This is a genomic window from Actinoplanes philippinensis (assembly GCF_900113015.1).
Classification (GTDB): Bacteria; Actinomycetota; Actinomycetes; order Mycobacteriales; family Micromonosporaceae; genus Actinoplanes; species Actinoplanes philippinensis.
This window is the reverse complement of record NZ_FONV01000010.1, coordinates 228,709-252,671: the sequence shown is the minus strand read 5'-3', so window position 1 is coordinate 252,671 and position 23,963 is coordinate 228,709. Positions and strand designations below refer to the sequence as shown.

The window sequence follows — 23,963 nt, the reverse complement described above, 5'->3', positions numbered from 1 at the left end:
GTCGTGAATGGGCACTGCCACCGAAGATCTATGCTGCCCGCCATGCTCCCGCGTCAACCGGTTCTGGACCCGGCAGCCGCCTACCCGCTGATCACCGGTCTGCGGGACGCCCTGGACTCCGGGGACTGGCCGGCCTGCCGTGCGCTCCTGGACGCCGCCGGGCCGGTGGAGCGCACCGAGCTCACCACCGTGGGCCTCGCCGAGCCGGGCCTGGCGACGTTCCTGCGGGGCGTGCTGGACGGTGATCCGGGCGACGGCGCGGCCGCCGTGCTGCTCGGCCGGCACCTGCTCGGCGCGGACGGCCCGGTCGCGGCCGAGCGGCTGCTCGTCGACGCGGCCGCCCGCAGCCCGCGGGACCCGGCCATCTGGACAACCCGCCTGAGCACCGCGCGTGAGCTGCGGCTGGGCCGGTCCGAGGCGGATCGGCGGTACGGCCGGCTCGCCGAGATCGACCCGCACCACCTGCCCGGCCAGCGGGAATACCTGCGGCAGCTGTGCCCGGAGCCGGGCGGCGACTGGGAGCCGGCGCACACGTTCGCCCGGACGGCGGCCGAGTCCGCGCCACCGGGGTCGTTCGGGCCGGTGCTGATCGCCGAGGCCCATCTGGAGCACCGGCGGGCGGAGCACGGCCGGCGCGCGTCGGCGGGGCGGCGCTATCTCGCCGCCGACGAGGTCCGTGCCGAGCTGTACGAGGCGGCCCGGCGCTCGGTGTGGCACGCCGACTTCCGGCACGGCCACGGCTGGGTCCGGGTGACGAGCACGTTCGCGATGGTGTTCGCTCTGCTCGACGACCGGCCCGCGGCGGACTCACTCCTCACCGCGCTGGGCGATCTCGGTTCCGCGTACCCGTGGGATCATCTCGGCGATCCGGGTTCGGTGATCGTGAAGTATCGGAGACGGGCGGCGGGAGGCGGCACATGAGGCGACTGGAGGTCGACGGGATCCCGGCGGTGCTCGCGCCGGTGACCGGCCCCGCCCACGCCGGCCTGGTGTTCCGGGTCGGCACGGCGGACGAGCCACTGGCCCGGCGCGGCATCACCCGCCTGGTCGAGCACCTGGTGACCGACGGTCTCGGCGCGACCGGCCGGACCAGTTGGACGACCGGGCCGGAGCACACCTGGTTCCACGTGCAGGGCTCGCCGGCCGAGACCACCGAGTTCCTCACCGGCGTGTGCGCAGCGCTGCGCAACCCGCCCCTGGACCGCCTGGCGACCGTGCGTGACCTGGTCCGCGGCGCCCAGCCGGAGCGCGATCCGCTGCCGATGTGGCGGCACGGCGCCCGCGGCTTCGGGGTCGTCAGCTATCCGGAGTGGGCGCTGCCCGGCCTCACCGAGGAGCATCTGCGGGAGTGGATCGCCCGCTGGTTCACCCGGGACAACGCGGCCCTCTGGCTGGCCGGTGACGAGGTGCCGGAGGGGCTGCGTCTGGACCTCCCGGCCGGCGCCCGGCAGTCACCGCCGCCGGCCGCCACGACGCTTGCGGCCACCCCGGCCTGGTTCGCCGGTGGCGTGGGCTGGGACACGGTGATCACCCGCGGGCCCGGAGCGGCGGTCTTCGCCAACGTGCTGGAGCGCCGCGTGCACCGGGAGCTGCGCGACCTCACCGAGCACAGCCGTACCGAGTACGTTCCCCGATCCGACGGCACCGCGCGGATCCTGACCGTCGCCGACCCGCTGCCGGGCCGGGCCGAGGCCGCCCTCGGCGGGCTGGTCGACGTGCTCGCCGCGGTCCGGGCCGGGCAGATCGACCCGGACGAGGTCGCGGCCGTGGTGAAACTCACCTGCGAGGGCCTGCGCGACTCCGAGTCGCGGGGCGCCCGCCTGCCCGGCCAGGCCTTCAATCTGCTCGCCGGGCGCGAGGTGCAGACCCTGGAGGAGGCACTCGCCGAGGTCCGGGCGGTCACCGCGGCCGAGGTGGCCCGGGTGGCTTCCGAGGCGTACGCCGCCGGGCTGCTGATGGTCCCGTCCGGAAGCACCGCCGAGTGGGCCGGATACACCGCGGCCCCGGCGATGTCGGAGGCTGTGCCGCCCGGCCGTGTCCATCGTGGCCGCCGCGACCGCGCGCTGAGGCTGATCAGCGGCGACGAGGGTGTCGGCGTGACCGGCCACGGCGTGGTCGCCGCGGTCCGCTGGGACTCGTGCGCCGCCCTGCTGGCCTGGCCGGACGGCGGCCGCCGGCTGATCGGCGAGGACGCGGTGACGGTCCGGGTCGAGCCGACCCTCTACCGGGGCGCCGACCGGGTGGTACGCGAGATCGACGCCCGAATCCCGCAGCGGCTGCGCATCGAGATGCCACCCCGCGACCGCGACCACATCCCCCAGCCCGAGCCCGCGCCCCGGGACAGCGGCCCGCGACGCTACGTCACGGCGGCGGTCTGCGGTGTGCTCGCGCTCTTCTTCCTCAGCGGTGGCCTGTGGATCCTCGTCCAGTCGCTGGCCGGTGCGGAGACCGACAACCCGCGCGGCGAGGAGCTGCTGGCGCTCGCCGGGTCCCTCGTCTTCGGGGCGCTCTTCGCCCGGTACTGCTGGGCCACGGTGCGGGAATCGGACAGCCGCCGGGGGTGAGGTGCCTCTATAGTGCCCGCCATGATCGGTTCCAGCGACGTGGTGCTCGACGTGGCCGTCGCGTACCCGGAGATCGCCGGGCTGCGGGCGGCCCTCCGGCGCCGGGACTGGCCGGCCTGCCGGGCTCTGCTCGACCAGCTGGAGCCGTCCGCCCGCAGCGCCGCGCTGTCCTCCTGCGCCGCTGAGCTGGGCCTGGAGGAGTTCCTGCGCGGGGTGCTGACCGCCGACGCGACCGACGCGTCCGCGGCCGCACTGCTCGGCCACCATCTGATCCACGTCGGCTGGGAGATCCGCTCCGGGCGGTACGCCCAGCACGTCAGCGCCCGGCAGTTCCACCGGTTCCACGACTGGCTGCGACGGGCCGAGCAGGTGCTGATCGACGCGGCGGCCCGCCATCCGCGGGATCCGGCGATCTGGACGGCGCGGCTGCTCACCGCCCGCGGCCTGCAACTGGGCCTGGCCGAGACCCGCCGCCGCCTCGACCGGGCACTCACCGCCCAGCCCCACCACCTGCCCGCCCAACTGCAGTTCCTGCAGAGCGCCTGCCCCAAATGGAACGGCACCTGGGAGCTGGTGCACGGGTTCGCCCGCGACGCGATGCAGGCCGCCCCGCCCGGATCGCCGCACGCGGTGCTGGTCGTCCACGCGCACGTCGAGCACATCTTCGGCGACGACGACACCGACGTCTTCCGGTACCTGGCGGACGACGCGGTGCGTACCGAGATCTACGAGGCGGCGCACCGGTCGATCTGGCATCCGGAGTTCCGGCACGGTCCCGGCTGGCTGCAGGCGCTCAACGCGTTCGCGCTGATCTTCACGATGCTCGACGACCGGCGGTCCGCCGCCACCGCGTTCGCCGGCCTCGGCAACCTGGCCGCGGAGTACCCGTGGAACCAGGTCGGCGACGACGTCAACGCGCAGGTCCGGGAGGCGCGGGCCTGGGCGTACGAGGGAGCCTCGTGACCATCAGGCAGGAGGTCGACGGGGTGCCGGTGCTGATCGCGCCGACCACCGGGCCGATGAGCGCGGGACTCGCCTTCCGGGTCGGTTTCGTCGACGAGACGCTGCCCCGCCGTGGCATCACGCACCTGATCGAGCACCTCGCGCTGCACTCGCTCGGGATGGCCGACTACCACTACAACGGCGCGACCGGCGTCGAGCACACCGTCTTCCACATGCAGGGCGCCGAGCCGGACATCGTCGCCTTCCTGAACGGGGTCTGCGCCGGCCTCGGCGACCTGCCGCTGGACCGCCTGGCCGTCGAGAAGGAGATCCTGCGCACCGAGCAGAACTCCCGCGGCGAGGGACCGGCCGGGCGGCTGGCCCTGTGGCGGCACGGAGCCCGCGACTACGGCCTGGCCAACTACCCGGAGTGGGGACTCGGCGCCATCGGCCCCGCCGACCTGCGCGCCTGGGTGGCCCGCTACTTCCACCGCGACAACGCGGTGCTCTGGATCGCCGGGCCCGGCGTGCCCGCGGGGCTGCGGCTCGACCTTCCCGGCGGCACGCGGCAGGCGGCGCCGGCGCCCTCGTCGATCCTTCCGGTACGCCCGGCGTACTTCCCCGGCTCGGAGGACGCGGTCGCCTGGGACGCCGTGGTCGACCGGGGCGAGGGCGCGGCCGTCTTCGCCGAGGTGCTGCGACGGTCGATGTTCCGTTCGCTGCGGCAGGAGAGCGGGCTCTCCTACAACGTGGTGGCCGACTACATGCCCCGCGCCGACGGCCGTGCCGTGATCACCGCGGCCGCCGACTCGCTGCCCGAGAAGCAGGGCGCGGTGCTCGGCGGCCTCGTCGACGTGCTGGCCGCGGCCCGCCTCGGGATGATCGACGAGGCGGAGGTGACAGCCGTCGTCAACAAGCGCCGCGAGGAGCTGCGGCAGGCCGAAGCCACCGGGGGGCGGCTGCCCGCCCAGGCGTTCGACGTGCTCGACGGCCGCACGGTGCGGAGCCTCGACGAGGTGCTGACCGAACTCGGCGCGGTCACCCGGGACGACGTCGTCGCGATCGCCGCCGCGGCCTGCGCCGACGGCCTGCTGATGACGCCGGGCGAGACCGAGGCCGACTGGGCGGGATACGCCGCCGCGCCGCCGTCCTCGGTGCCACCGGTGGACGGCGTGACACACCGGTCGGCCGACGACGCGGTGCCGCAGCTGGTCATCGGCGAGCGAGGGATCAGCCTGGTCCGCGCCGAGTCGACGACCACCGTGCTCTTCGACGAGTGCTCGGCCGTGCTGACCTGGCCGGACGGCGGTCGCGTCTACATCGGGCACGACGCCGTCCAGCTGCGTGTCGAGCCCGTCCTCTACCCGGACGGCGCCGCGATGGCGGCTGCCCTGGACGCGCGGACCCGGCCGGAGCTGCGGGTCACGATGCCACCCCGCGACCCGGAGCGGATCCCCCGCCCGGCGGCGCCGGAGCCACCGGCCCGGTCCGGATCGGTCCTCTCCCGGGCGCTGCGCCGGATCCGCCGGGCCTGACGCAGTCCTCCCGCTCGCGTGCGCCCCGCCGGGCAGCGCACATACTCGGCGTGGCGACTTCTCGAGGAGTGATCTCATGGCAGCGAAACGTGACGCCCTGGTCCAGGGCCTGGCCGGCGTGCTGGTGGCCCTGCTGTCCGCGCTGACCTGGTTCGCCTGGCTGGGCTGGGACGACGAATACCAGACGGATCCGGTGACCGGCGTGGAGTCCGGCCCGTACGAGGCGTGGCAGGTCGCCGGCTGCGCTGTCTCGCTGCTGATCCTGCTGGTCGTCGTGGAGCTGGCCGGCGCCCGGCCGTTGCCCGCGTCGATCGGGCTGACGCTCGGATTCGTCGCGGCATGGACCGCCGACGCGGCGCGCTCGGACACCACCGGCCTCTTCGGGGTCGGGGCGCTCATGCTCTTCCTCGGGCTGACGATCGGGAGCGCCATGGTCTCCGGCCTGGTCGTCGGGCTCCGGGATCGCCGCGGGCCCCGTCCGTCCTGACGACGGCCGAGGCCGACAGGATTCCGTAAGGTCTCCGGGCATACCCGCCGCGGCGGAGAACGGGGACGATGGTCGGGTGAAGGTGTCGATCAGATCCGGGCTCGCCGGGGTGGCGGCGGCTGCGGCCGCTCTCGGAGTGGCCGAGTTGGCCGCACTGTTGACCGGGGCGCGCTCGGCCCCCGTCGTGGCGGTCGGCGGGGTGGTTGTCGACCATGTGCCCGCTCCCGTCAAGGACTTCGGCATCGCCGTCTTCGGGGTGCACGACAAGACCGCGCTGATCACCGGGACGGTTCTGCTGCTGGCCGCCTACGCCTTCGGGGTGGGTGTGCTGGCCCGCCGGCGATGGGCTCCGGCGGTCGCCGGAGTGGGGCTGTTCGGGCTGGCCGGGGCGGTGGCGGCGGCGACCCGGCCGGGCGCCGGCGTGACCTCGGTGCTCCCGTCGCTGGTCGGCGCCGGGGTGGCAGTGCTGGTGCTGGCCCACCTCCGCCGGCGGGCCGCAGCGGCCGAAACCGGCGACGGCGCGGGCACGGCCGAAACCGCCCATGCAACCGGCACCGCGGGAACCGCGCATGCAACCGGCACGGCGGGGACCGGCACGGCGGGGACCGGTGCGGCCGGAGGCGGCGACACGACCGGTGCGGCGCGGACCGGCCTCAGGACCGATCGTGAGGTCGTCTGGCCGTACCAGATCGAGGAAAGCCGTCGCCGATTCCTCCGCGACCTGGGCATCATCGCCGCCGCCGCAGCCCTGGCGGGGGTCGCCGGCCGGATGCTGACCTCCCGCCGCGTGGTGACCGCGGCCCGGCAGGCGGTCGCGTTGCCCCCGGCCTCGGCGCCGGGACCGGTGCTGCCGGCCGGGGTGGACGTGCCCGGCACGAACCCCTACGTGACGCCCAACCGGTCCTTCTACCGGATCGACACCGCCCTGGTCACGCCGCAGATCGACCCGGAGGCCTGGCAGTTGCGGATCCACGGGATGGTCCGCAACCCGATCACGATCAGCTGGGCCGACCTGCTGAAGCGGCCGATGGTCGAGCGCTACGTGACGATCGCCTGCGTCTCGAACGAGGTGGGCGGCGACCTGATCGGCAACGCCCTCTGGCTCGGCACCCCGATCAAGGACCTGCTCGACGAGGCCGATCCGCTGCCCGAAGCCGATCAGGTGGTGCAGCGGTCGGTGGACGGCTGGACCTGTGGCGCGCCGACCGCGGTGCTGCGCGACGGCCGGGACGCGCTGCTCGCCGTCGGGATGAACGGTGAGCCGCTGCCGGTCGAGCACGGCTTCCCGGCCCGGATGATCGTTCCCGGACTGTACGGCTACGTCTCCGCCTGCAAGTGGATCACCGAGATCGAGCTGACCCGGTTCGCCGACTTCGACGCCTACTGGGTGCCGCGCGGATGGTCGGCGCTGGCCCCGGTGAAGACCCAGTCACGAATCGACAGCCCCCGCGACGGGAGCCGCAAGCCGGTGGGCGCCGTGACGGTCGCCGGAGTCGCATGGGCGACACATCGCGGCATCGCCACGGTCGAGGTGCAGGTGGACGACGGTCCGTGGCGGCCCGCCACGCTCGCCGCCACGGTCTCCGCGGACACCTGGCGGCAGTGGAGCCTGACCTGGGACGCCTCCGCCGGGCGGCACACCCTTCGGGTACGTGCGACCGATCTCGATGGGGTGACACAGACGCCGCTGGAGGCGCCACCGGCACCGGACGGCGCCACCGGACTACACCAGGTGACCGTCGAGATCGGGTAGTTGAAAGCCGCACTTTCGGTCCGACTCGGGAAAGCAAGTCGCTCATACGGTGGCTTGCATGTCCACCAATGCGGTTGAAGAACCGCTGAACCACGCGGCACGGTCCTCGATCGAGGACCGTGCCGGAAGCCGTGTGGTGATGCCGCGTGCCGGGCGGCGTCAGGCCGCCGGTGCCTGCCGTTGCGCGGGCACCGCCGTCTTGTGGGGCCGGCCGAGGCGAGCCTCGAGCCGGAGCAGGTCGACCCGTCCGTGACGGTCCGCCAGATCCTCCCAGCCGACCGCGAGCAGCCGCAGCCGCTCCGATTCGCTGAAACCTCCCCACACCCCGTACGGCTCGCGTACGGCGAGGGCGTGCGCAGCGCACTCCGCCCGGACCGGGCAGGCGCCGCACATGGTCTTCGCCTTGGCCTCCCGGCGACTGCGGGAAGATCCGCGCTCGCCATCGGGGTGAAAGAACTGTGCGCTGTCCCGGCCTCGGCAGAGCCCCAGTCTCTGCCAATCCCAGACATCAGCGATGGGACCGGGCAGTCTGCGAACGTTCGACATCAACACCCTCCTCCCGCGCGGCACCGCGGAGCGTTCGTCGTGAGGGGCCAGGAACCGGCCTTTTGCCGGTGTACCCAGGTCACGCCAACCTCACACGCACCAGGTCGATGTCTTCGCGAGCGGTATGGCAAAGGGGTGGCAAGTCATACCTATCTTTCCCGTTTTTTCCATCTAAAGCGCGTAATGCTGCGGCCCTCGCGTGATCTCCTCTGAGAGAGAAGGAGGATCACTGTGCGTACCGTCCTCGTGTGCGTCCGAACCCCGCTGGCGGCCCAGACCGTCGCGTCCACCGCGGCCCGGCTCGGCATGACCGGCGTCGTCCGGACAGCGGTCAGCGAGACCGAGGCCATGATCCGACTGGCGGAACGCCCCGCCGAAGTGGTCCTGGCCGACACCGCCGTGACCCGGCCCGACAGCGTCGGCTTCACCCGGCGCGTACTCGCACGCGCCCCACAGGCGCAGGTGGTGCTCTTCGGAGCGGAAGACCCGCGGGTCGCCGCCGCGGCAGTCGCCGCCGGCGCCCGGGGCGTCATCCGCGGCGTCGAACACGACCTGGTCAGCGTCGTCGCCAAGGCGCTGCTCCTACTGCTGTTGCCGGTGCGCCCGCAAGGCATGCCGATCAACGGCGCCAACGCTCAGCCGGCCACCGTGGCCGGCGGTGTCCGCAACAACAACTCCCCGGCGGCCCGAGGCCAGTACCAGCAGGGTGGCATCGGGGTGCACAACGCCGCCGCGGTGCCGGCCATGCTCGGGCCCAACGCGCCGATGGTCCCCGCCCAGCGTGGCGACGCGCCCATCGACCCGGCCACCGGACGGCCGATGGTGGCCTGGCCCGGCAACGAAGCCGGGGTGGGCATGACCGACGCACAACCCGCGGGGCGGCGGCTGACGCTCACCGAACGTGAGCTGCAGGTGCTGCGGGGGATGGCGGACGGTAAGAGCAACGCCGAGATCGGGCGGGAACTCTTCGTCTCGGAGGACACCGTCAAGACCCACGCGCGGCGGTTGTTCCGCAAGCTCGGCGCGCGGGACCGGGCCCATGCGGTCGCGGCAGGTTTCCGGGCAGGGCTTGTCGCATAAACCATGTGATCGTACGAACTACGCAGAGCGCCGTGGCTGTCGCCGCGGCGTTTCTGCATGCTCACGGCCGCAGCGCGACCGCCGGGCCGAATGCGGTGGCCGCTGTCACGCCGGAAAAACTACGGCGCCTCGTCGTCGCTGCCCTCGGTCAGGGTGTCGTGGACGCCGTCGGCGTAGCCGCGGGCATACTCCCACGTGACGTAGTGGTCGGGGTCGGGGTCGTAGGCGGGCTCGTGCACCCGTGGGCGGCCGCTGCTCAGCAGGTGGCGCAGGTTGCCCCGGAGCAGGTCCCAGTCGAAGTAGTGCGGCTCGTGGCAGTCCTCGCACTCGATCACCAGCCCGCGGATGCCCGTCGGACTGAGCAGCGCCTGATAGATCTCCAGGTCGGAGAGGTCCTCCAGGACGTCCTGCCGCTCGTCCTCGGTCAGCGGTTCGGACTCGGCGTCCTCGTTGAGGTCGTCGAGACCGGCGGCCGGGTCGGTAGGGTCGCCGTTGAACGGGTCGATCGGCTCATCTTGCACCCCCATACCGTACTCACCTCCCGAGTGTGTGTGCTGGCCCGCACGTTCTGTCCGCCGCCCGGGTGCCCCGGCCGGGATGGGTAGGATGATGAACTCCGCCTCTTCTCTAGGGAATGATCTGTGGAAACTGACAGCGCTCGCACCGTTCCTCTCGGCCTCACGTTCGACGATGTGCTGTTGCAGCCAGGCGAGTCGGATGTGGTGCCCAGCCGGGTCAACACGGTCACGCGCCTGACCCGTAACGTCGAGCTCACGATCCCGCTGCTGTCCGCGGCGATGGACACGGTGACCGAGGCGCGCATGGCGATCGCCATGGCGCGTGAGGGCGGCATCGGCGTGCTGCACCGCAATCTCTCCGCGGAGGACCAGGCGGCTCAGGTCGACCTGGTGAAGCGGTCCGAGTCCGGCATGATCACCAACCCGATCACCTGCAGCCCGGACGACACTCTCGGCCAGGTCGACGCCCTCTGCGCCAAGTACCGCATCTCCGGCGTCCCGGTCGTCGAGGGCGAGGGCAAGCTGGTCGGCATAGTGACCAACCGTGACATGCGGTTCGTCACCGACGCGAGCGCCAAGGTCCGCGACGTGATGACCAAGTCGCCGCTGTTCACCGCGCCGGTCGGGGTGACCAAGGCGGAGGCGCTCGACCTGCTGCGCCGCCACAAGGTGGAGAAGCTGCCGCTCGTCGACGAGCAGGGCCGGCTGCGCGGGCTGATCACGGTGAAGGACTTCACGAAATCCGAGCAGTACCCGGACGCGACGAAGGACGAGCAGGGCCGGCTGCGGGTGGCCGCGGCGGTCGGGGTCGGCGACGACTCGTACAAGCGGGCCCGCGGCCTGATCGACGCCGGAGTCGATGTGATCATCGTGGACACCTCGCACGGTCACCAGCGCCAGGTGCTCGACATGATCGCCCGGTTGAAGAAGGACACCGTCACCGACATCGTCGGCGGCAACGTGGCGACCTACGCGGGCGCCAAGGCGATGGTCGAGGCCGGCGCCGACGCGGTGAAGGTCGGGGTCGGGCCGGGCGCGATCTGCACCACCCGGATCGTCGCGGGCGTCGGTGTGCCGCAGATCACCGCGATCATGGAGGCGGCCCGCGCCTGCAAGCCGGCCGGTGTCCCGGTGATCGGCGACGGGGGTATTCAGTACAGCGGCGACATCGCCAAGGCTCTGGTCGCCGGCGCCAACGCGGTGATGCTCGGTGGTCTGCTGGCCGGCTCGGAGGAGAGCCCCGGTGAGCTGATCTTCGTGAACGGCAAGCAGTTCAAGTCGTACCGGGGGATGGGCTCGCTCGGCGCCATGCAGTCCCGGGGCCAGGCCAAGTCGTACTCGAAGGACCGCTACTTCCAGCACGACGTGCCGGAGGAGAAGCTGGTGCCGGAGGGTGTCGAGGGGCAGGTGCCCTACCGTGGCCCGCTCTCCCGGGTGGTCGGCCAGCTGGTCGGCGGGGTGCGGCTGGCGATGGGTTACGCCGGCGCGGAGACCATCACCGACCTGCAGGAGCGCGGTCAGCTCATCCGGATCACGGCGGCCGGCCTCAAGGAGAGCCACCCGCACGACATCCAGATGACAGTCGAGGCTCCGAACTACCACTCGCGCTAACAACCAAAGGATTGCCAGTCATGCGTGACGTCGTGGAGATCGGCCTCGGTAAGACCGCCCAGCGCGGCTACCACCTGGACGACATCGCCATCGTTCCGAGCCGTCGTACCCGTGACGTCGACGACGTGTCGACCGAGTGGAAGCTCGACGCGTACCCCTTCAAGATCCCCTGCGTCGCGCACCCGTCGGACGCCACCCAGAGCCCCGAGTCGGTGATCGCCCTGGGCCGGCTCGGCGGCTTGGGCGTGCTCAACGCCGAGGGCCTCTGGACGCGGTATGAGGACCCCCGCAAGATTCTCGAGGAGCTGGCCTCGCTCGACGAGGACGCCGACGCCACCCGGCGTCTGCAGGAGGTCTACGCCGAGCCGATCAAGCCGGAGCTGATCGCCGAGCGGGTCCGGGAGATCCGGGCGTCCGGCGTGACCACTGCCGTCCGGGTGTCGCCGCAGCACACCCTGGCGCTCGCGCCGGTGGTGCTGGACGCGGGCGTCGACCTGCTCGTCATCCAGGGCACCCTGGTGTCGGCCGAGCACGTGTCCACGACGGACGAGCCGCTCAACCTCAAGGAGTTCATCGCCGACCTGGACCTGCCGGTCATCGTCGGTGGCTGCACCGACTACAAGACGGCCCTGCACCTGATGCGGACCGGCGCGGCCGGCGTCATCGTCGGTGTCGGCGCCGACGAGTGGTCCACCACCGACACGGTCCTCGGCATCCGGGTGCCGATGGCCACCGCGATCGCCGACGCCGCCGCCGCGCGCCGCGACTACCTGGACGAGACCGGTGGCCGCTACGTGCACCTGATCGCCGACGGCGGCATCGCCACCAGCGGTGACATCGCCAAGGCGATCGGCTGCGGCGCCGACGCGGTGATGCTCGGTGAGCCGCTGTCGCTGGCCGAGGGCGCTCCGGCCGGTGGCGCGTGGTGGCATTCGGCGGCATCGCACCCGGCTCTGCCGCGCGGCGGTTTCTGCATCGCCGGCGAGCCCGACGGCACCCTGGAGGAGGTCCTCTACGGGCCGGCCAACAGCGCCAACGGCCAGCTCAACCTCTTCGGCGGCTTGAAGCGGGCGATGGCCAAGTGCGGTTACCGGGACGTCAAGGAGTTCCAGAAGGTCTCGCTGGTCCTCGACCACTGATTCGTCTCAGAAATCGGCGGACTCCCTTCCTCGGGAGTCCGCCGATCTCGTCTTCGGCGACCACCGAGGTCCGGTGCGGGTCGAAGGGGATGATCCCGGCGTCCTCCAGCCGCTGCTCCAGGGCTTCGAGATCGTTCTGATGGCGGTAGATCTTCTCGGCCTCGGTGATCGGCAACAGCCAGAGCACGCGGGCGTGCCCGCCCGGGAGTTCGCACTGCTCCAGCTCGGGCCCCCACGGATAGGGCAGGCTGACCAGCAGGTGGTCGCAGGACGAACCGGGTAGCCAGGGACGCCCGATCGGGACGGTGTGGCCGAGGTCGAGTTCGTGGTCGCCGCCGAGGGCGTGATACCAGGCGGTCATCGTCAACGTCTCGACGTGCAGGTCGTCCTCGGGAATCGAGGCGTAGAGCACGAACTCCAGGGCATGCCCGTGCTTCTGAGTGGCGTCCCACAACCCGGTGGTGGCGTAGACCCACCCGAACCGCGGCAGTTTCAGCCGGGCCACATGCAGCGACATCCGGCTGCTGATCCGGCCCGGGGCCGGCGGCAGGATCGTCAGCTCGGCATCGGGGAACCGCGCGGCCAGGTGGTCACTCATCGCCTGTGCGGCCGGGGACAGTTCGTGATCCACAGCGGGCAGTCTGTCACGGTGAGAGCCGCATCAGCCCGGCGGCCGCGTCTCGGTCGCGAGTGGCAGCCCCGTCGCGGGGACAGGCTCGGGGCCCTGCGTGGGTCGTACCGAAAGATCAGGGTTTCGGGGGTTGGGTCTTCGCGGTGAGCCACGCCTCGAAGAACGTGCTCAGGTCGCGGCCCGCCGCGGTGGAGGCCGCCTTGATGAACTGATCGGTGGTGACGTTGCCGTCGCGGTGCTCGGCGGTCCACGACTTGACCAGTGTGAAGAAGGCGTCGTCGCCGAGGGTCTTGCGCAGCGCGTGGACGGTCATGCCACCGCGCTGGTAGACGGCGTTGCTGAAGAGGCCGCGCACGGTCGGGTCGCCGGGGGTCTCGGCCCAGCTGAAGCCCGCGTAACGCCGGTCGAAGATCTGCTGCGCGGTCTGCTGGCCGAGATGCTCCGACCAGAGCCACTCGGCGTAGGTCGCGAAGCCCTCGTTGAGCCAGATGTCCTGCCAGCGGGCGAGGGCGACGCTGTCGCCGAACCACTGGTGGGCCAGCTCGTGCGCGACGACGCCGGTGTTCTCGCCGGTCAGGAAGAACGTGTTGCCGTAGACCGGGCGCGACTGCGTCTCCAGCGCGTAGCGGATCCGGTCCTCGTCGACGACGACCCCGCCGTTGGCGTCGAACGGGTACGGCCCGAACTGCGTCTCCAGGAAGTCGGTGATCTCGCCGGTACGGGCCAGCGACTTCGCGGCCGCGCCGTCGGCCGGCAACGACTCGGGCACCGCGATGACCATCGGGCGCCCGGCGTGGGTGCTCTCGGTGATCCGGTACTGCCCGATCACGACGGTGGCGAGGTAACTGGCCATCGGCGACGACTCGGCCCAGCGCCAGGTGGTCCAGCCGCCCACGGTGTCCTTCGGCCCGGGAACGCCGTTGGCGATCACCTCGACCCCGTCCGGCACGGTCATCGCCAGCCGGAACGTCGCCTTGTCCGACGGGTGGTCGTTGACCGGGAACCAGGTGCTCGCCGACTCCGGCTGGCCCAGCGCGACAGCGCCCTCGCGGCCGTTGCGGAGCCAGCCGCCGGTGCCGAGCGTGTCGGTCCCGGTGGGGGCGGGGACGCCGGCGTAGGCGACGACTGCGGTGAACCCGCGGCCGCTCGGAATCCCGGTGGCCGGGGTCACCACCAGCTCGGCGCCCTCGGCGGAGAACCGGGCGGTGACGCCCTCCACGGTGACCGCGGTGGCGCTGAGCCCGGCCAGGTCGAGGTTGAAACGGGACAGGTCCTGGGTGGCGGTGGCCGTGATGGCGGCCGTGCCCTCCAGCCGCCCGGACGACGGGTCGTAGCGCAGCGACAGGTCGTAGCCGCCGACGTCGTAGCCGCCGTTGCCGTATTTCGGGAAGTACGGATCGCCGGCCCCATCGGCCCCGGCGCTGAAGACCGGGCTCGGAGTGGGGCCGGGTGTCGCCGCCGAGCACCCCGCCACCAGCAGAACCAGTCCGACCGCCCAAACCCTCATGTCATCGAGGGTACGGCCACTACTTGTCGACCATTTTGGGGTGTGCTGCGAGGTATTGGCGGTGATCACCCTTGGCGAGCGCCTTGATGAACCCGCGTCCCTCGTCCTTGAGCTGCTCACCGAGGTAGCCGCCGCCGCTGCCGACCCCCTCGCCGGGCAGGGTGACCGTGGTGATCTTGTCGGGCGTGAGATCGCGGAGCGCGTAGGCGTACTCGAACGGGGTACGCCCGCCCACGTAGACGAGCGACTTCCCGAGCGCGTCGATCACCGGGCGCAGCTTCGCCGGGTCGCTGAGACCCTGGGTCAGCGCCTTGGCCAGGATCGCCTCGACCATCTGCCGCTGGTGCCGCTGCCGGTCGTAGTCACCGTTCGGCAGGCCGTACCGCTGCCGGGCGTAGTCGATCGCCTGCCAGCCGACCAGGTGCCGGGTGCCGGGCTGGTAGGTGGCCTGCGGTCCGATGTAGTCGCCGCCGGAGAGCGTCCGCATCGAACCGTCCGGCTTACGGTGCCGCGACTTCACCTTCTGGTCGATCTTCAGGTCGATGCCGCCGAGCTTGTCGACCAGCTTGTCCAGCCCACCGAAATTCAGGATCGCGCCACCCTGGAAGTTCTTGATCCCGGTGTACGCGCTGAGAGTTTTCGTGAGCAGCTCGTAACCCTGCTCGACGCTTTTCTTGTCCGACCCCGGAATGCGCGAGCCACGACTCATCGCCTCGGTGATCTTGTGTTTTCCACCGCCGAACCCGGACTTCCGGTACGCCGGAATGTCCACTCGCAGGTCTCGGGGCAGCGAATACAGATATGCGGACTTCAGATCCGCCTCCACATGCAACAGCATGATCGTGTCGGCGTGCGGCTCCCAGTCGGGGATGCTCACCCGGGTGTCGACGCCGATCAGCACCAGATCGAGCGGGCCCTTGATGTCCGCGCCGGGCGACGGTGCGGGTGACGCGCTCGGCGTGACGCTCACGAGCGGGGCGGCACTGCCCGACACGACCGGCGCGGCGGCCGGCCCGGACGAGCGCCGGCTCACCGCGATGGCCACGCCGACTCCGGCGATCAGGGCCAATGCGACGCCGGCCACGATCGACCAGGTGATCTTGCTGTTCCGCATAGCCGGAACAGTAAATGACAGCGCGGTAACGCTCAATGCCGTGGGCTATTGCGAAATTCAAGATCACCGGTACGCTGGCTCGGCGATTCGCCGGTCCGCGGCGGATCGCCCACGGGGAGGCTGTCCGAGAATGAATTCCACTCGACGGCGGATCGTCACAGGTCTCGCCGCCGTTACCGCCATGGCCGCCGGAGTGATCCTCGCCCCGGTCGCCGGCGCCGCGGTGACCGGTTCCATCCAAGCCCTTCCGAGTCGTCTGCTGGTCGGCCTGCGGGCCGGCGTCGCGGCCGACGTCACCCTGCCCAGCCTGCAGCGGCTCGGTCTGCCGACGGCCGACGGCGACACCACGGCCCGCCGCCTGCTCGGTGAGATCCGGGCGAAGGCGATCGAGGTGCCGAGCGGCCGACTCTCGGCCGTGACCGCGGCCCTCAAGGCCGACCCGAACGTCGAGTACGTGCAGGTCGACCCGCGCGTCAAGAAGTCCGATGTGACCCCGAACGACCCCTGGATCGCGCAGAACCGCCAGCCCGAGCTCGCGCAGATGAACGTGCCGGCCGCGTGGGACACCACCACCGGGTCGGCGATCACGGTCGCGGTCGTGGACACCGGCGTCAACACCTACGGCGACCTGGCCGGCAAGGTGCTGCCCGGGTACGACTTCGCCAACGGCGACAGCAACACGTGGGACGACGAGGGCCACGGCACGATGGTGTCCTCGCTGATCGCCGCGACACCGAACAACGGCAAGGGCATGGCCGGGGTCTGCGCCCAGTGCAAGATCCTGCCGGTGAAGGCGCTCGACCGGAACGGCGACGGCTTCCACTCGGACATCGCCAAGGGCATCATCTACGCCGCCCAGAAGGGGGCGAAGATCATCAACCTGTCGCTCGGCGGCACGGCCACCTCGGCGGTGCTCAAGGACGCGGTGGCCTACGCCAACGGCAAGGGCGTGCTGGTGGTGGCCGCGGCCGGCAACGAGAGCACCACCAGGTGGAGCTACCCGGCGGCGTACGCCGACGTGCTCGCCGTGGGCGCGACCGACACCCGGACCGGCGGCACGGCCCGCACCTGGTTCTCCAACTACGGCAACTGGGTGGACGTCGCGGCGCCCGGCATCACCGCGGCCATGAAGAACAACGGCGTCTATTGCTGGGACAGCCGGCAGTCGTGCTGGGTCAAGGAGTACGACCCGAGGACCGGCGCGCTGGTCTACGACGACTACGCGGTCCAGGGCACGTCGTTCTCGGCGCCGCTGGTCGCCGGCGTGGCCGCGCTGGTCGCCTCGCAGCACCCCACCTACTCGGGCGGGTCGCTGCGCTACGCGATCATCAGCTCGGCGCGCAAGGACAACAACTGGACGCAGTACGGCACGGTCGACGCCGCGGCCGCGCTGACCCGGGGGACCGACACGAAGTCGCCGACCGCCACCGGCTTCACCCCGGCGGCGAACGCCAAGGTGCGCGGGAACGTGGCGATCACCCCGACCGGCCTGACCGACGACTGGTTCGGCATCCGGAACGTGAACCTCTACGTCGACGGCAAGTGGCACAGCTGGGACTACGTCGCCCCGTTCGCCCCGGTCCTCAAGACCGGCTCCCGCAACGGCGTGGTCAAGGTCCAGCTGCTGGTCTACGACAAGGCCGGCAACCACGTCTGGCTCCCGGCCCGGTGGTACACCGCCGACAACCTCGCGCCCACCGTCTCGATCACCAAGGCCCCGGCGAACAAGGCCCGGGTCAAGGGCACGGTCAAGGTGTACGCGAAAGCGGCCGACAAATCCGGGATCAGCAAGGTCGAGCTGATCGTGAACGGGAAGGTCGTGGCGAAGGACACCACGGCGGGCTACGTGCTCAGCTTCAAGGTGGCGAGCCAGAAGAAGACCATGAAGGTCCGGATCCGGGCGTACGACAAAGCGGGCAACGTGAAGTACACGACGATCCGCACGTACTACCGATCCTGATGCGTCAGGGGTGCTCACCCGCCGATAAACTCGCCGGGTGAGTACCCCGCGTCCCGTCCTCGTCGTCGACTTCGGCGCCCAGTACGCTCAGTTGATCGCCCGCCGGGTCCGCGAGGCCCGTGTCTACTCCGAGATCGTCCCGCACTCGATGCCGGTGGCAGAGATGCTGGCGAAAGATCCCGCCGCGATCATCCTCTCCGGCGGCCCCTCCAGCGTCTATGAGCCGGGCGCGCCCACGCTCGACGCCGGCCTGTTCGCTCATGATGTGCCGGTCTTCGGCATCTGCTACGGCTTCCAGGCGATGGCCCAGGCGCTCGGCGGCACGGTGGCCCACACCGGCTCCCGGGAGTATGGGCGGACGCTGCTCTCCGTCGAGGGTGGCGCCCTGCTCCGCGAGCTGCCGGCCGACCTGCCCGTCTGGATGAGCCACGGCGACAGTGTCGCGGTCGCTCCCGACGGTTTCACGGTCACCGCCTCCACGCCCGGCGCGCCCGTCGCCGCCTTCGAGGACCTCGCGTCCAAGCGGGCCGGTGTGCAGTTCCACCCCGAGGTGGCGCACACCGAGCAGGGCCAGGAGATGCTCAAGCGCTTCCTGTATGAGATCGCCGGCATCGAGCCCACCTGGACGCCCGGCAACATCATCGAGGACCAGGTCGCCCACATCCGCTCTGTCGTCGGCGACAAGCAGGTGCTGTGTGCGCTCTCCGGCGGCGTCGACTCGGCGGTGGCCGCGGCTCTCGTCCAGCGCGCGATCGGTGACCAGCTCACCTGTGTCTTCGTCGACCACGGCCTGCTGCGGTCGGGCGAGGCGGAGCAGGTCGAGAAGGACTACGTGGCCGCGACCGGTGTCCGGCTCGTCGTGAAAAATGTCGAGGATCAGTTCCTGGGTCATCTGGCCGGCGTCACCGACCCGGAGCAGAAGCGCAAGATCATCGGCCGGGAGTTCATCCGCACCTTCGAGGCGGCCGCTCGTGAGCTCGACGCCGAGCGGCACATCGAGTTCCTCGTGCAGGGCACGCTCTACCCCGACGTGGTGGAGTCCGGCGGTGGCACCGGCACGGCCAACATCAAGTCGCACCACAACGTCGGTGGCCTCCCCGACGATCTCCAGTTCTCGCTGATCGAGCCGCTGCGCACCCTGTTCAAGGACGAGGTGCGGTCGATCGGCACGGCTCTCGGCCTGCCTGATGAGATCGTGCAGCGGCAGCCGTTCCCCGGTCCGGGCCTCGGGATCCGGATCATCGGCGCGGTGGACCGGGAGCGGCTGGACATTCTTCGTCAGGCCGACCTGATCGCCCGTGAGGAGCTCACCGCGGCCGGGCTCGACCGCAGCGTCTGGCAGTTCCCGGTGGTGCTGCTCGCCGACGTGCGCAGCGTGGGTGTCCAGGGTGACGGCCGGACCTACGGGCACCCGGTGGTGCTGCGGCCGGTCTCCTCCGAGGACGCCATGACCGCGGACTGGTCGCGTCTGCCGTATGACCTGATCGCCAAGATCTCGAACCGGATCACCAACGAGGTCCGTGAGATCAACAGGGTCGTGCTGGACGTCACGAGCAAGCCTCCGGGCACCATCGAGTGGGAGTGACGGTCAGTAGTGGATCAATCGCCCAGGGCGGCGTAACCCGCCCTGAGCTGCGATTACTCACCGCTATCCCACTGTCAGGAATTTGACAGTAGTTCTTGAGAGGTAACAAATCGCGGGCAGAATTGCGGCCCGTGACCCCCGCACTCGAACCGCTCCGCCGGATCGCCGCCTACGCCGTCGCCCGCGACGGCGAAGGCCGCGTGCTCCTGGTCCGGGCATCGTCCAAATCCGGCACCCCCGGAGTCTGGTCGCTGCCCGGTGGCGCCGTCGACCACGGCGAAGATCCCAACCACACCGTCGTCCGCGAGACCGCGGCGGAGACCGGGCTCTCCGTCGCCGTCACGGGGCTGCACGACGTGCTCGCCGACATGCGCTCGATGCCGCACCGCGGCGTCACCATCCACACCGACCGGCTCATCTACTCGGTGTCGGTGCGCGGCGGCAACCTGATCGACCGGGTCGGTCATCCCACCGACCTGGCCCGCTGGCACACCCTCGAAGAGGCCGAGAGGCTCAAGCTGCGGCCGTTCACCGCGGCCGCGCTGGGGCTCTCCGCCGACGCCGGTGACCTGCGGCCCGAGGAGGCGCCGGTCTTCCCGTCCTTCTACGCCTACGAGGGACCGGACGGCCTGCACCGCGCACAGCGCTTCGCCGCCTACGCGATCGCCACCGACCCGTATGAGAACCTGCTGCTCACCCGGATCTCCGACGGCTATCCGGGGGCCGGCTGCTGGCACCTGCCCGGCGGCGGCACCGACTACGGCGAGCAGCCCGGCACCGCGCTCATCCGCGAGCTCGTCGAGGAGACCGGCCAGGAGGGCCGCCTGGTCGAGCTGCTCGGCGTGGCCAGCCACCGCGACGCCGCCTCGCTCGGCCCCGAGGGCTACCCGATCGACTGGCACGGCGTCCGCGCCTTCTACCGGGTCGTCGTGGACAAGCCGACCGAGGTCACCATCCACGACGTCGGCGGGTCCACCTCCGAGGCACGATGGATGCCGCTCGGCGAGGTCGCGACGCTCGGCCCCGACCAGATCACCGAGGTGACGGCGGATGCTCTGCGGGCGGCGAAGCTAATCTAGAGCGGGTGAAGATCAATAGACGGGCTGCGGCGTACGGGGTGTGCCGCTCCGCCGACGGCGCTGTCCTGCTCACCCGCGGATCCGGCCTGAGTGCGTTCCCCGGAGTATGGTCGCTGCCCGGTGGCGGCATCGACCACGGCGAGCACCCGGATGACACCGTCGTCCGGGAGTTCGCCGAGGAGACCGGGCTCACCGTCCGGATCGCCGGGGTGCGGACGGTCCTCGCCGACCTGGCCCGCCTGCCCGACGGCACGATCGAGCACTCCGACCGCATCATCTACGACGTGGTGGTGACCGGCGGCGAGCTGACCCCCGAGACAGCCGGCACCAGCGACCTCGCCGAGTGGGTGGCCGCCGCCGATCCGGCGCAGCGCCCCCTGCTGCCTTTCACGGCCGGGGTCCTCGGCGTCGGCTCCGAGCCCATCGAGCCCGTCGAGGGTTCCTTCGGCACCCCGGAGCCGACCGGCCGAGTGCAGCGGTTCGGCGCCTATGCCCTGGCCACCGACGCGGCCGGGCGAGTCCTGCTGACCCGGATCGCCGACGGCTACCCCGGCGGCGGGCACTGGCACCTGCCCGGCGGCGGCACCGACTTCGGCGAGACTCCGGAGCGCGCCCTGGCCCGTGAGCTCTACGAGGAGACCTCTCAGCGGGGCCGGATCACCGGGTTGGCCGGTGTCTCCCACCGGTATGACCCGGCCGCCCTCGGCCCCGAGGGGGTACCCCTCGACTGGCACGTGATCCGCGTTCTCTACCAGGTCACGGTGCCCGAGCCGACCGTCGCGGCGGTCACCGAGGCGGCCGGCGGATCGACCGCGGAAGCCGCCTGGTTCACCCGTGAAGAGGCCGGCAACCTGCCCCTCACCGAGTTGACCCGGGATGCGCTCGGCCGGACGGGCTAAAATCGGAATCCGGAAGGTTGAGGACGTGTCCCTCGGTCCGCTCGGGGAATGAACTCCTCAGGGCTCGCGGTTGAACCTCTGGATCGTTCGCCCTCTCGCCAAGGCCGTCCGGCTGTGCGATGGTGTAACCCGCAATTTCGCCGGGCTCGCGAGTCCCCGGCGGAACAACCGAACTCCATGGAGGAAGCACGTGCCGAGTTCCCCTTGGCGCCGGCGTCGATCGACGGATAGTCCTCGTCCCGCCGGGCGTCGTTGGGCAGGCCGGCTGCGCCGGGGCGGAAGTCTCGCCCGGCAGGCCCTGATGGTTCGGGTGGGCCGCCGCTCCGCCGAAACCGGGCGGGCCGCGACCGCGACCCGGGCCGAGGTGCTGCACATCGGTTCCGAGCCGGCGCGGACTCTCACGATTCCCGCGCCGGGGGTCCCTGTGGATCTGTCCGTCGCCGAGCCCGACCCGGCGCCGGCTTCCATTCCCCTGCTTCCCGGTGAGCGCACCATGTCCCGCCGTGCGAGCTTCGCGCTCGTCAACGCCTGCACCCTGTCCAGCCTCGGCCTGGGCCTGCTGGCGATCTTCCTGGCCATGGACGGTCAGGTCCAGATCGCCGCGGCCTGCCTGGTCGCCTGCGTCGTCTTCGACGGCCTGGACGGCGCGCTCGCCCGCAAGCTCGGCGTGGCCAGCCCGTTCGGCGCGCAGATGGACTCGCTTGCCGACATGTGCTCGTTCGGTCTCGCCGCGCCCGTCGTGGTCTACGCCTCCCTCGCCGACCAGGTCCCGCAGGCCGCCGCCGCGATCGCGACCGCCCTGGTCGCCGGTTGCGCCGCGATCCGACTGGCCCGCTTCAACGTCTCCCCGAAAGACGGCCGCTTCTTCTGCGGCGTCCCCACCACGATGGCCGCCGCGGTCCTCGCCCTCACCGTGCTGATCGGCCTGCCGCTCCCCGGCATGGTCCAGCTCGCCGGCGTGACGCTGCTCGCCTTCGCGATGGTCTCGAGCTTCCCGTATGCAAAGCTCGCCCGCCTGCTGAAGCTCCCCCCGTGGCTGTGGCTCCTCCCGATCGTCGGCGCGCTGCTCGAGCCCCGCATGACGTTCGTGCTGATCGTCTCCGCGTACCTGGTGAGCGGCCCGATCCTGTGGATGCGCACCCGCCGCACCGCCTGACCGGTTACCACAAAGGCCGCCTCCGATGGGGGCGGCCTTTCCCATGCGCCCTTCCTCTTCACCCCGGCGGTGCTGAACCCGGGTGGACAGGCCGGACTCGGGTGGACAAGCCGGCCACTGCGCGACCGGATCCCTACCTTCCCGAGCCCTTCTCAGCAGTCCCGCTGGCATCGCCGCTTTCTTCGGGCGTTGCCCTCTTCGCGCGGTGCCTTCTTCGGACGTTGCGCTCTTGGGGCGTTGCCTTCTCCTGGCGTTCCTTCGGCCTGTGTTGATCTCTCCTGGCCATGGGCACTTCGGGTGTTGCCTTCCCCGGCACAGGCCGCGGTATTGCCTTCGCTCGGTGCGGGGGCAACGGGCTCGGAGCCGCGTGGTTCCTGGCGACGCCCTCTTCTGGCGGTGGCCTCTCGGCGGCGCTGGAGTCCGGCTTGGGTGGGGTGGGCGACGCCCTCTTCTGGCGGTGGCCTCTCAGCGGCGCTGGAGTCCGGCTTGGGGGTGGGCGACGCCGGCGGGCGGCCGTGGCCGGAGGCCACGACCGCCCGGACCGAGATGTCAGCTGGTGAAGCGGGCGATCACCGTCGAGCCGCCGACGACGCGCTCGCCGACCGACACCAGCGACTCCGCGCGGTCGGCGGGCAGGTAGACGTCGGTGCGGGAGCCGAAGCGGATCAAACCGTACCGCTCGCCCTTGGCCAGCAGCGTGCCGACCGGGGCCCGCTGCACGATGCGCCGGGCGATCAGGCCGGTGCGCTGGGCGATCGCGACGGTGCCGTGCTCGGTGTCCAGGACGGTGTAGGCGGCGACGTTGTGCTCGGCGGCCGCGGTCGCCGCGTTGGCGTAGCCGCCCTCCTCGACGAAGTAGTCGGCGACCCGGCCGGCGACCGGCGCGCGGTTGACGTGCACGTCGAAGACGGAGAGGAACACCGCGATCCGCAGGAACTCGTCGGGGCCGAAGCGCTCGTCACGCATCCGCTCGACGGAGAGCACCTTGCCGTCGGCGGCGGAGATCACCGCTGCCGGGTCGGTGGGGACATCGCGCTCGGGGTCGCGGAAGAACGCCGCGACGGGGGCCGCGAGGAGCGCCGGCACCAGCCAGAGCTTCGACTGCGGCCGGGCGCGGCGGGCCAGCGCGGCGAGGCCGAGCGTGATGCCGGCGGCGGCGACGCCGTTGGAGTCGATGTGCATGGTGCGGGTCAGCGGGACACTCGACGTCCGGAAAGCGGGGGCCAGGGTCGCCGCGGTGGACACCTCGGCCGGGCTGAAGCGCAGCTTGTGCACCCGCAGCGGCGGCTGGTTGCGGACCACCAGGTCGGAGCCGACGCCGAAGAGCGCCCCCTGCCGGAACAGCTCGGCGGCGGCGCCCTGAGTGCGGCCGGGACCGGCCGGCGCGGCGAGGGACAGCACGGCGCCGTCGGCCAGATACTTCCCGAGCTGGTCGATCAGGGTGCGGGCCTCCTCGGCGGTGCCGGTCAGCGGCTCCCCGACGATCACCACGTCGGCGGGCTGGGCCTCGTCGAGGGACTCCACGACTTTCACCCGGTCGGCGACCCAGCTGCCGAGGCCGGTGATGTGGCCACGGAGCAGGTCGGTGCTGCTGTTGACGCCGGGCACCAGGGTGAGCGTGTCGCCCGGGAGCAGCGCCTCGACGGCGGCGGCCACCACGGCCGAGGAGTGGTCGGCGCCGACCAGCAGTGCGGACGTGGCCGCGTTCTGCCGGGCGAACTCGGCGGTCAGGGCTCGGGCGGCCCGGTCACCCACGCCGGGGACGGGCGCCACGGAAACGGTCGGAAACGCGGTCATTACGCGAGCATATTGCCCCGCCCACGGCTGGTCGTCCCGTGGGCGGGGTCGCGGTCGTCT

The 23,963-nt window shown here is 71.5% G+C and carries 20 protein-coding genes; 14 read left to right on the top strand and 6 right to left on the bottom strand.

Annotated features, from left to right (window positions below; translation table 11 throughout):
- Positions 1-42: 42 nt before the first annotated feature.
- The 6 genes from BM290_RS27015 to BM290_RS26990 all read left to right on the top strand — a co-directional run bounded on the left by BM290_RS27015 (position 43) and on the right by BM290_RS26990 (position 7,281).
- The gene (locus BM290_RS27015) at positions 43-921 is read left to right on the top strand and encodes a tetratricopeptide repeat protein (protein ID WP_239143702.1); all 879 of its coding nucleotides are present in this window, start codon (positions 43-45) and stop codon (positions 919-921) included.
- Positions 918-2,564 carry a peptidase M16 family protein gene (locus tag BM290_RS27010; RefSeq protein ID WP_177319921.1) on the top strand — a complete coding sequence of 549 codons (1,647 nt, stop codon included), beginning with the start codon at positions 918-920 and terminating at the stop codon, positions 2,562-2,564. The genes BM290_RS27015 and BM290_RS27010 overlap by 4 nt, the downstream gene beginning before the upstream one ends.
- Before the next feature lie 21 nt (positions 2,565-2,585).
- Positions 2,586-3,527: a hypothetical protein gene (locus tag BM290_RS27005; RefSeq protein WP_239143703.1), complete on the top strand. Its 942-nt coding sequence runs from the start codon at positions 2,586-2,588 to the stop codon at positions 3,525-3,527.
- Complete coding sequence (locus BM290_RS27000; RefSeq protein WP_093618695.1) at positions 3,524-5,041, top strand: M16 family metallopeptidase; 1,518 nt, start codon at positions 3,524-3,526, stop codon at positions 5,039-5,041. The genes BM290_RS27005 and BM290_RS27000 overlap by 4 nt, the downstream gene beginning before the upstream one ends.
- Before the next feature lie 76 nt (positions 5,042-5,117).
- Positions 5,118-5,528 carry a hypothetical protein gene (locus BM290_RS26995; RefSeq protein ID WP_093618694.1) on the top strand — a complete coding sequence of 137 codons (411 nt, stop codon included), beginning with the start codon at positions 5,118-5,120 and terminating at the stop codon, positions 5,526-5,528.
- 136 nt (positions 5,529-5,664) lie between these two features.
- Positions 5,665-7,281, top strand: a complete 1,617-nt coding sequence (locus BM290_RS26990; RefSeq protein WP_373871079.1) for a molybdopterin-dependent oxidoreductase — start codon at positions 5,665-5,667, stop codon at positions 7,279-7,281.
- A gap of 159 nt (positions 7,282-7,440) precedes the next feature.
- On the opposite strand, the gene BM290_RS26985 is transcribed toward BM290_RS26990, so the two are convergent.
- Positions 7,441-7,827, bottom strand: a complete 387-nt coding sequence (locus BM290_RS26985) for a WhiB family transcriptional regulator (protein ID WP_093618920.1) — start codon at positions 7,825-7,827, stop codon at positions 7,441-7,443.
- A gap of 231 nt (positions 7,828-8,058) precedes the next feature.
- On the opposite strand from BM290_RS26985, the gene BM290_RS26980 reads away from it, so the two are divergent.
- Complete coding sequence (locus BM290_RS26980) at positions 8,059-8,907, top strand: response regulator transcription factor (protein ID WP_093618693.1); 849 nt, start codon at positions 8,059-8,061, stop codon at positions 8,905-8,907.
- A 119-nt stretch (positions 8,908-9,026) separates the two neighbouring features.
- On the opposite strand, the gene BM290_RS26975 is transcribed toward BM290_RS26980, so the two are convergent.
- Positions 9,027-9,428, bottom strand: a complete 402-nt coding sequence (locus BM290_RS26975; protein ID WP_093618919.1) for a DUF5319 domain-containing protein — start codon at positions 9,426-9,428, stop codon at positions 9,027-9,029.
- Positions 9,429-9,548: 120 nt separating this feature from the next.
- Here BM290_RS26975 and guaB point away from each other — a divergent pair, with 120 nt between their 5' ends.
- On the top strand, positions 9,549-11,036 hold the full coding sequence (gene guaB / locus BM290_RS26970) for an IMP dehydrogenase (RefSeq protein WP_093618692.1): 1,488 nt from the start codon (positions 9,549-9,551) through the stop codon (positions 11,034-11,036).
- A 20-nt stretch (positions 11,037-11,056) separates the two neighbouring features.
- Positions 11,057-12,175 (top strand): GuaB3 family IMP dehydrogenase-related protein, encoded by a 1,119-nt coding sequence (locus BM290_RS26965; RefSeq protein ID WP_093618691.1) that lies wholly within the window; start codon positions 11,057-11,059, stop codon positions 12,173-12,175.
- Here BM290_RS26965 and BM290_RS26960 read toward each other — a convergent pair.
- The 3 genes from BM290_RS26960 to BM290_RS26950 form a co-directional block, all read right to left on the bottom strand.
- Positions 12,135-12,806 carry a suppressor of fused domain protein gene (locus BM290_RS26960; RefSeq protein WP_093618690.1) on the bottom strand — a complete coding sequence of 224 codons (672 nt, stop codon included), beginning with the start codon at positions 12,804-12,806 and terminating at the stop codon, positions 12,135-12,137. The genes BM290_RS26965 and BM290_RS26960 overlap by 41 nt on opposite strands.
- Positions 12,807-12,921: 115 nt before the next feature.
- On the bottom strand, positions 12,922-14,313 hold the full coding sequence (locus BM290_RS26955; RefSeq protein ID WP_093618689.1) for a M1 family metallopeptidase: 1,392 nt from the start codon (positions 14,311-14,313) through the stop codon (positions 12,922-12,924).
- 19 nt (positions 14,314-14,332) lie between these two features.
- On the bottom strand, positions 14,333-15,427 hold the full coding sequence (locus BM290_RS26950; protein WP_093618918.1) for an LCP family protein: 1,095 nt from the start codon (positions 15,425-15,427) through the stop codon (positions 14,333-14,335).
- A gap of 130 nt (positions 15,428-15,557) precedes the next feature.
- Between BM290_RS26950 and BM290_RS26945 the strand changes: the two genes are divergently transcribed.
- From BM290_RS26945 to BM290_RS26925, 5 genes are all read left to right on the top strand, one after another.
- Positions 15,558-17,387 carry a S8 family serine peptidase gene (locus BM290_RS26945; protein ID WP_177319920.1) on the top strand — a complete coding sequence of 610 codons (1,830 nt, stop codon included), beginning with the start codon at positions 15,558-15,560 and terminating at the stop codon, positions 17,385-17,387.
- Between the two features lie 37 nt (positions 17,388-17,424).
- The gene (guaA, locus tag BM290_RS26940; protein ID WP_093618687.1) at positions 17,425-18,972 is read left to right on the top strand and encodes a glutamine-hydrolyzing GMP synthase; all 1,548 of its coding nucleotides are present in this window, start codon (positions 17,425-17,427) and stop codon (positions 18,970-18,972) included.
- A 131-nt stretch (positions 18,973-19,103) separates the two neighbouring features.
- On the top strand, positions 19,104-20,051 hold the full coding sequence (locus tag BM290_RS26935; protein ID WP_093618686.1) for an NUDIX hydrolase: 948 nt from the start codon (positions 19,104-19,106) through the stop codon (positions 20,049-20,051).
- Between the two features lie 5 nt (positions 20,052-20,056).
- Positions 20,057-20,950, top strand: a complete 894-nt coding sequence (locus BM290_RS26930; RefSeq protein WP_093618685.1) for an NUDIX domain-containing protein — start codon at positions 20,057-20,059, stop codon at positions 20,948-20,950.
- 190 nt (positions 20,951-21,140) lie between these two features.
- Positions 21,141-22,106, top strand: a complete 966-nt coding sequence (locus BM290_RS26925; RefSeq protein WP_373871078.1) for a CDP-alcohol phosphatidyltransferase family protein — start codon at positions 21,141-21,143, stop codon at positions 22,104-22,106.
- 549 nt (positions 22,107-22,655) lie between these two features.
- Here the strand turns inward: BM290_RS26925 and BM290_RS26920 are convergent.
- Positions 22,656-23,903, bottom strand: coding sequence for a phosphatidylserine decarboxylase (locus BM290_RS26920; RefSeq protein ID WP_093618684.1), 1,248 nt, complete (start codon positions 23,901-23,903; stop codon positions 22,656-22,658).
- Between the last annotated feature and the right edge of the window lie 60 nt (positions 23,904-23,963).

Coding starts and splice junctions, on each gene's coding strand:
- BM290_RS26950 (WP_093618918.1), bottom strand. CDS start 15,427: ATGCGGAACAGCAAGATCACCTGGTCGATCGTGGCCGGCGTCGCATTG.
- BM290_RS26995 (WP_093618694.1), top strand. CDS start 5,118: ATGGCAGCGAAACGTGACGCCCTGGTCCAGGGCCTGGCCGGCGTGCTG.
- BM290_RS27005 (WP_239143703.1), top strand. CDS start 2,586: ATGATCGGTTCCAGCGACGTGGTGCTCGACGTGGCCGTCGCGTACCCG.
- BM290_RS26985 (WP_093618920.1), bottom strand. CDS start 7,827: ATGTCGAACGTTCGCAGACTGCCCGGTCCCATCGCTGATGTCTGGGAT.
- BM290_RS26945 (WP_177319920.1), top strand. CDS start 15,558: ATGAATTCCACTCGACGGCGGATCGTCACAGGTCTCGCCGCCGTTACC.
- BM290_RS27015 (WP_239143702.1), top strand. CDS start 43: ATGCTCCCGCGTCAACCGGTTCTGGACCCGGCAGCCGCCTACCCGCTG.
- BM290_RS26920 (WP_093618684.1), bottom strand. CDS start 23,903: ATGACCGCGTTTCCGACCGTTTCCGTGGCGCCCGTCCCCGGCGTGGGT.
- BM290_RS26955 (WP_093618689.1), bottom strand. CDS start 14,313: ATGAGGGTTTGGGCGGTCGGACTGGTTCTGCTGGTGGCGGGGTGCTCG.
- BM290_RS27010 (WP_177319921.1), top strand. CDS start 918: ATGAGGCGACTGGAGGTCGACGGGATCCCGGCGGTGCTCGCGCCGGTG.
- BM290_RS26965 (WP_093618691.1), top strand. CDS start 11,057: ATGCGTGACGTCGTGGAGATCGGCCTCGGTAAGACCGCCCAGCGCGGC.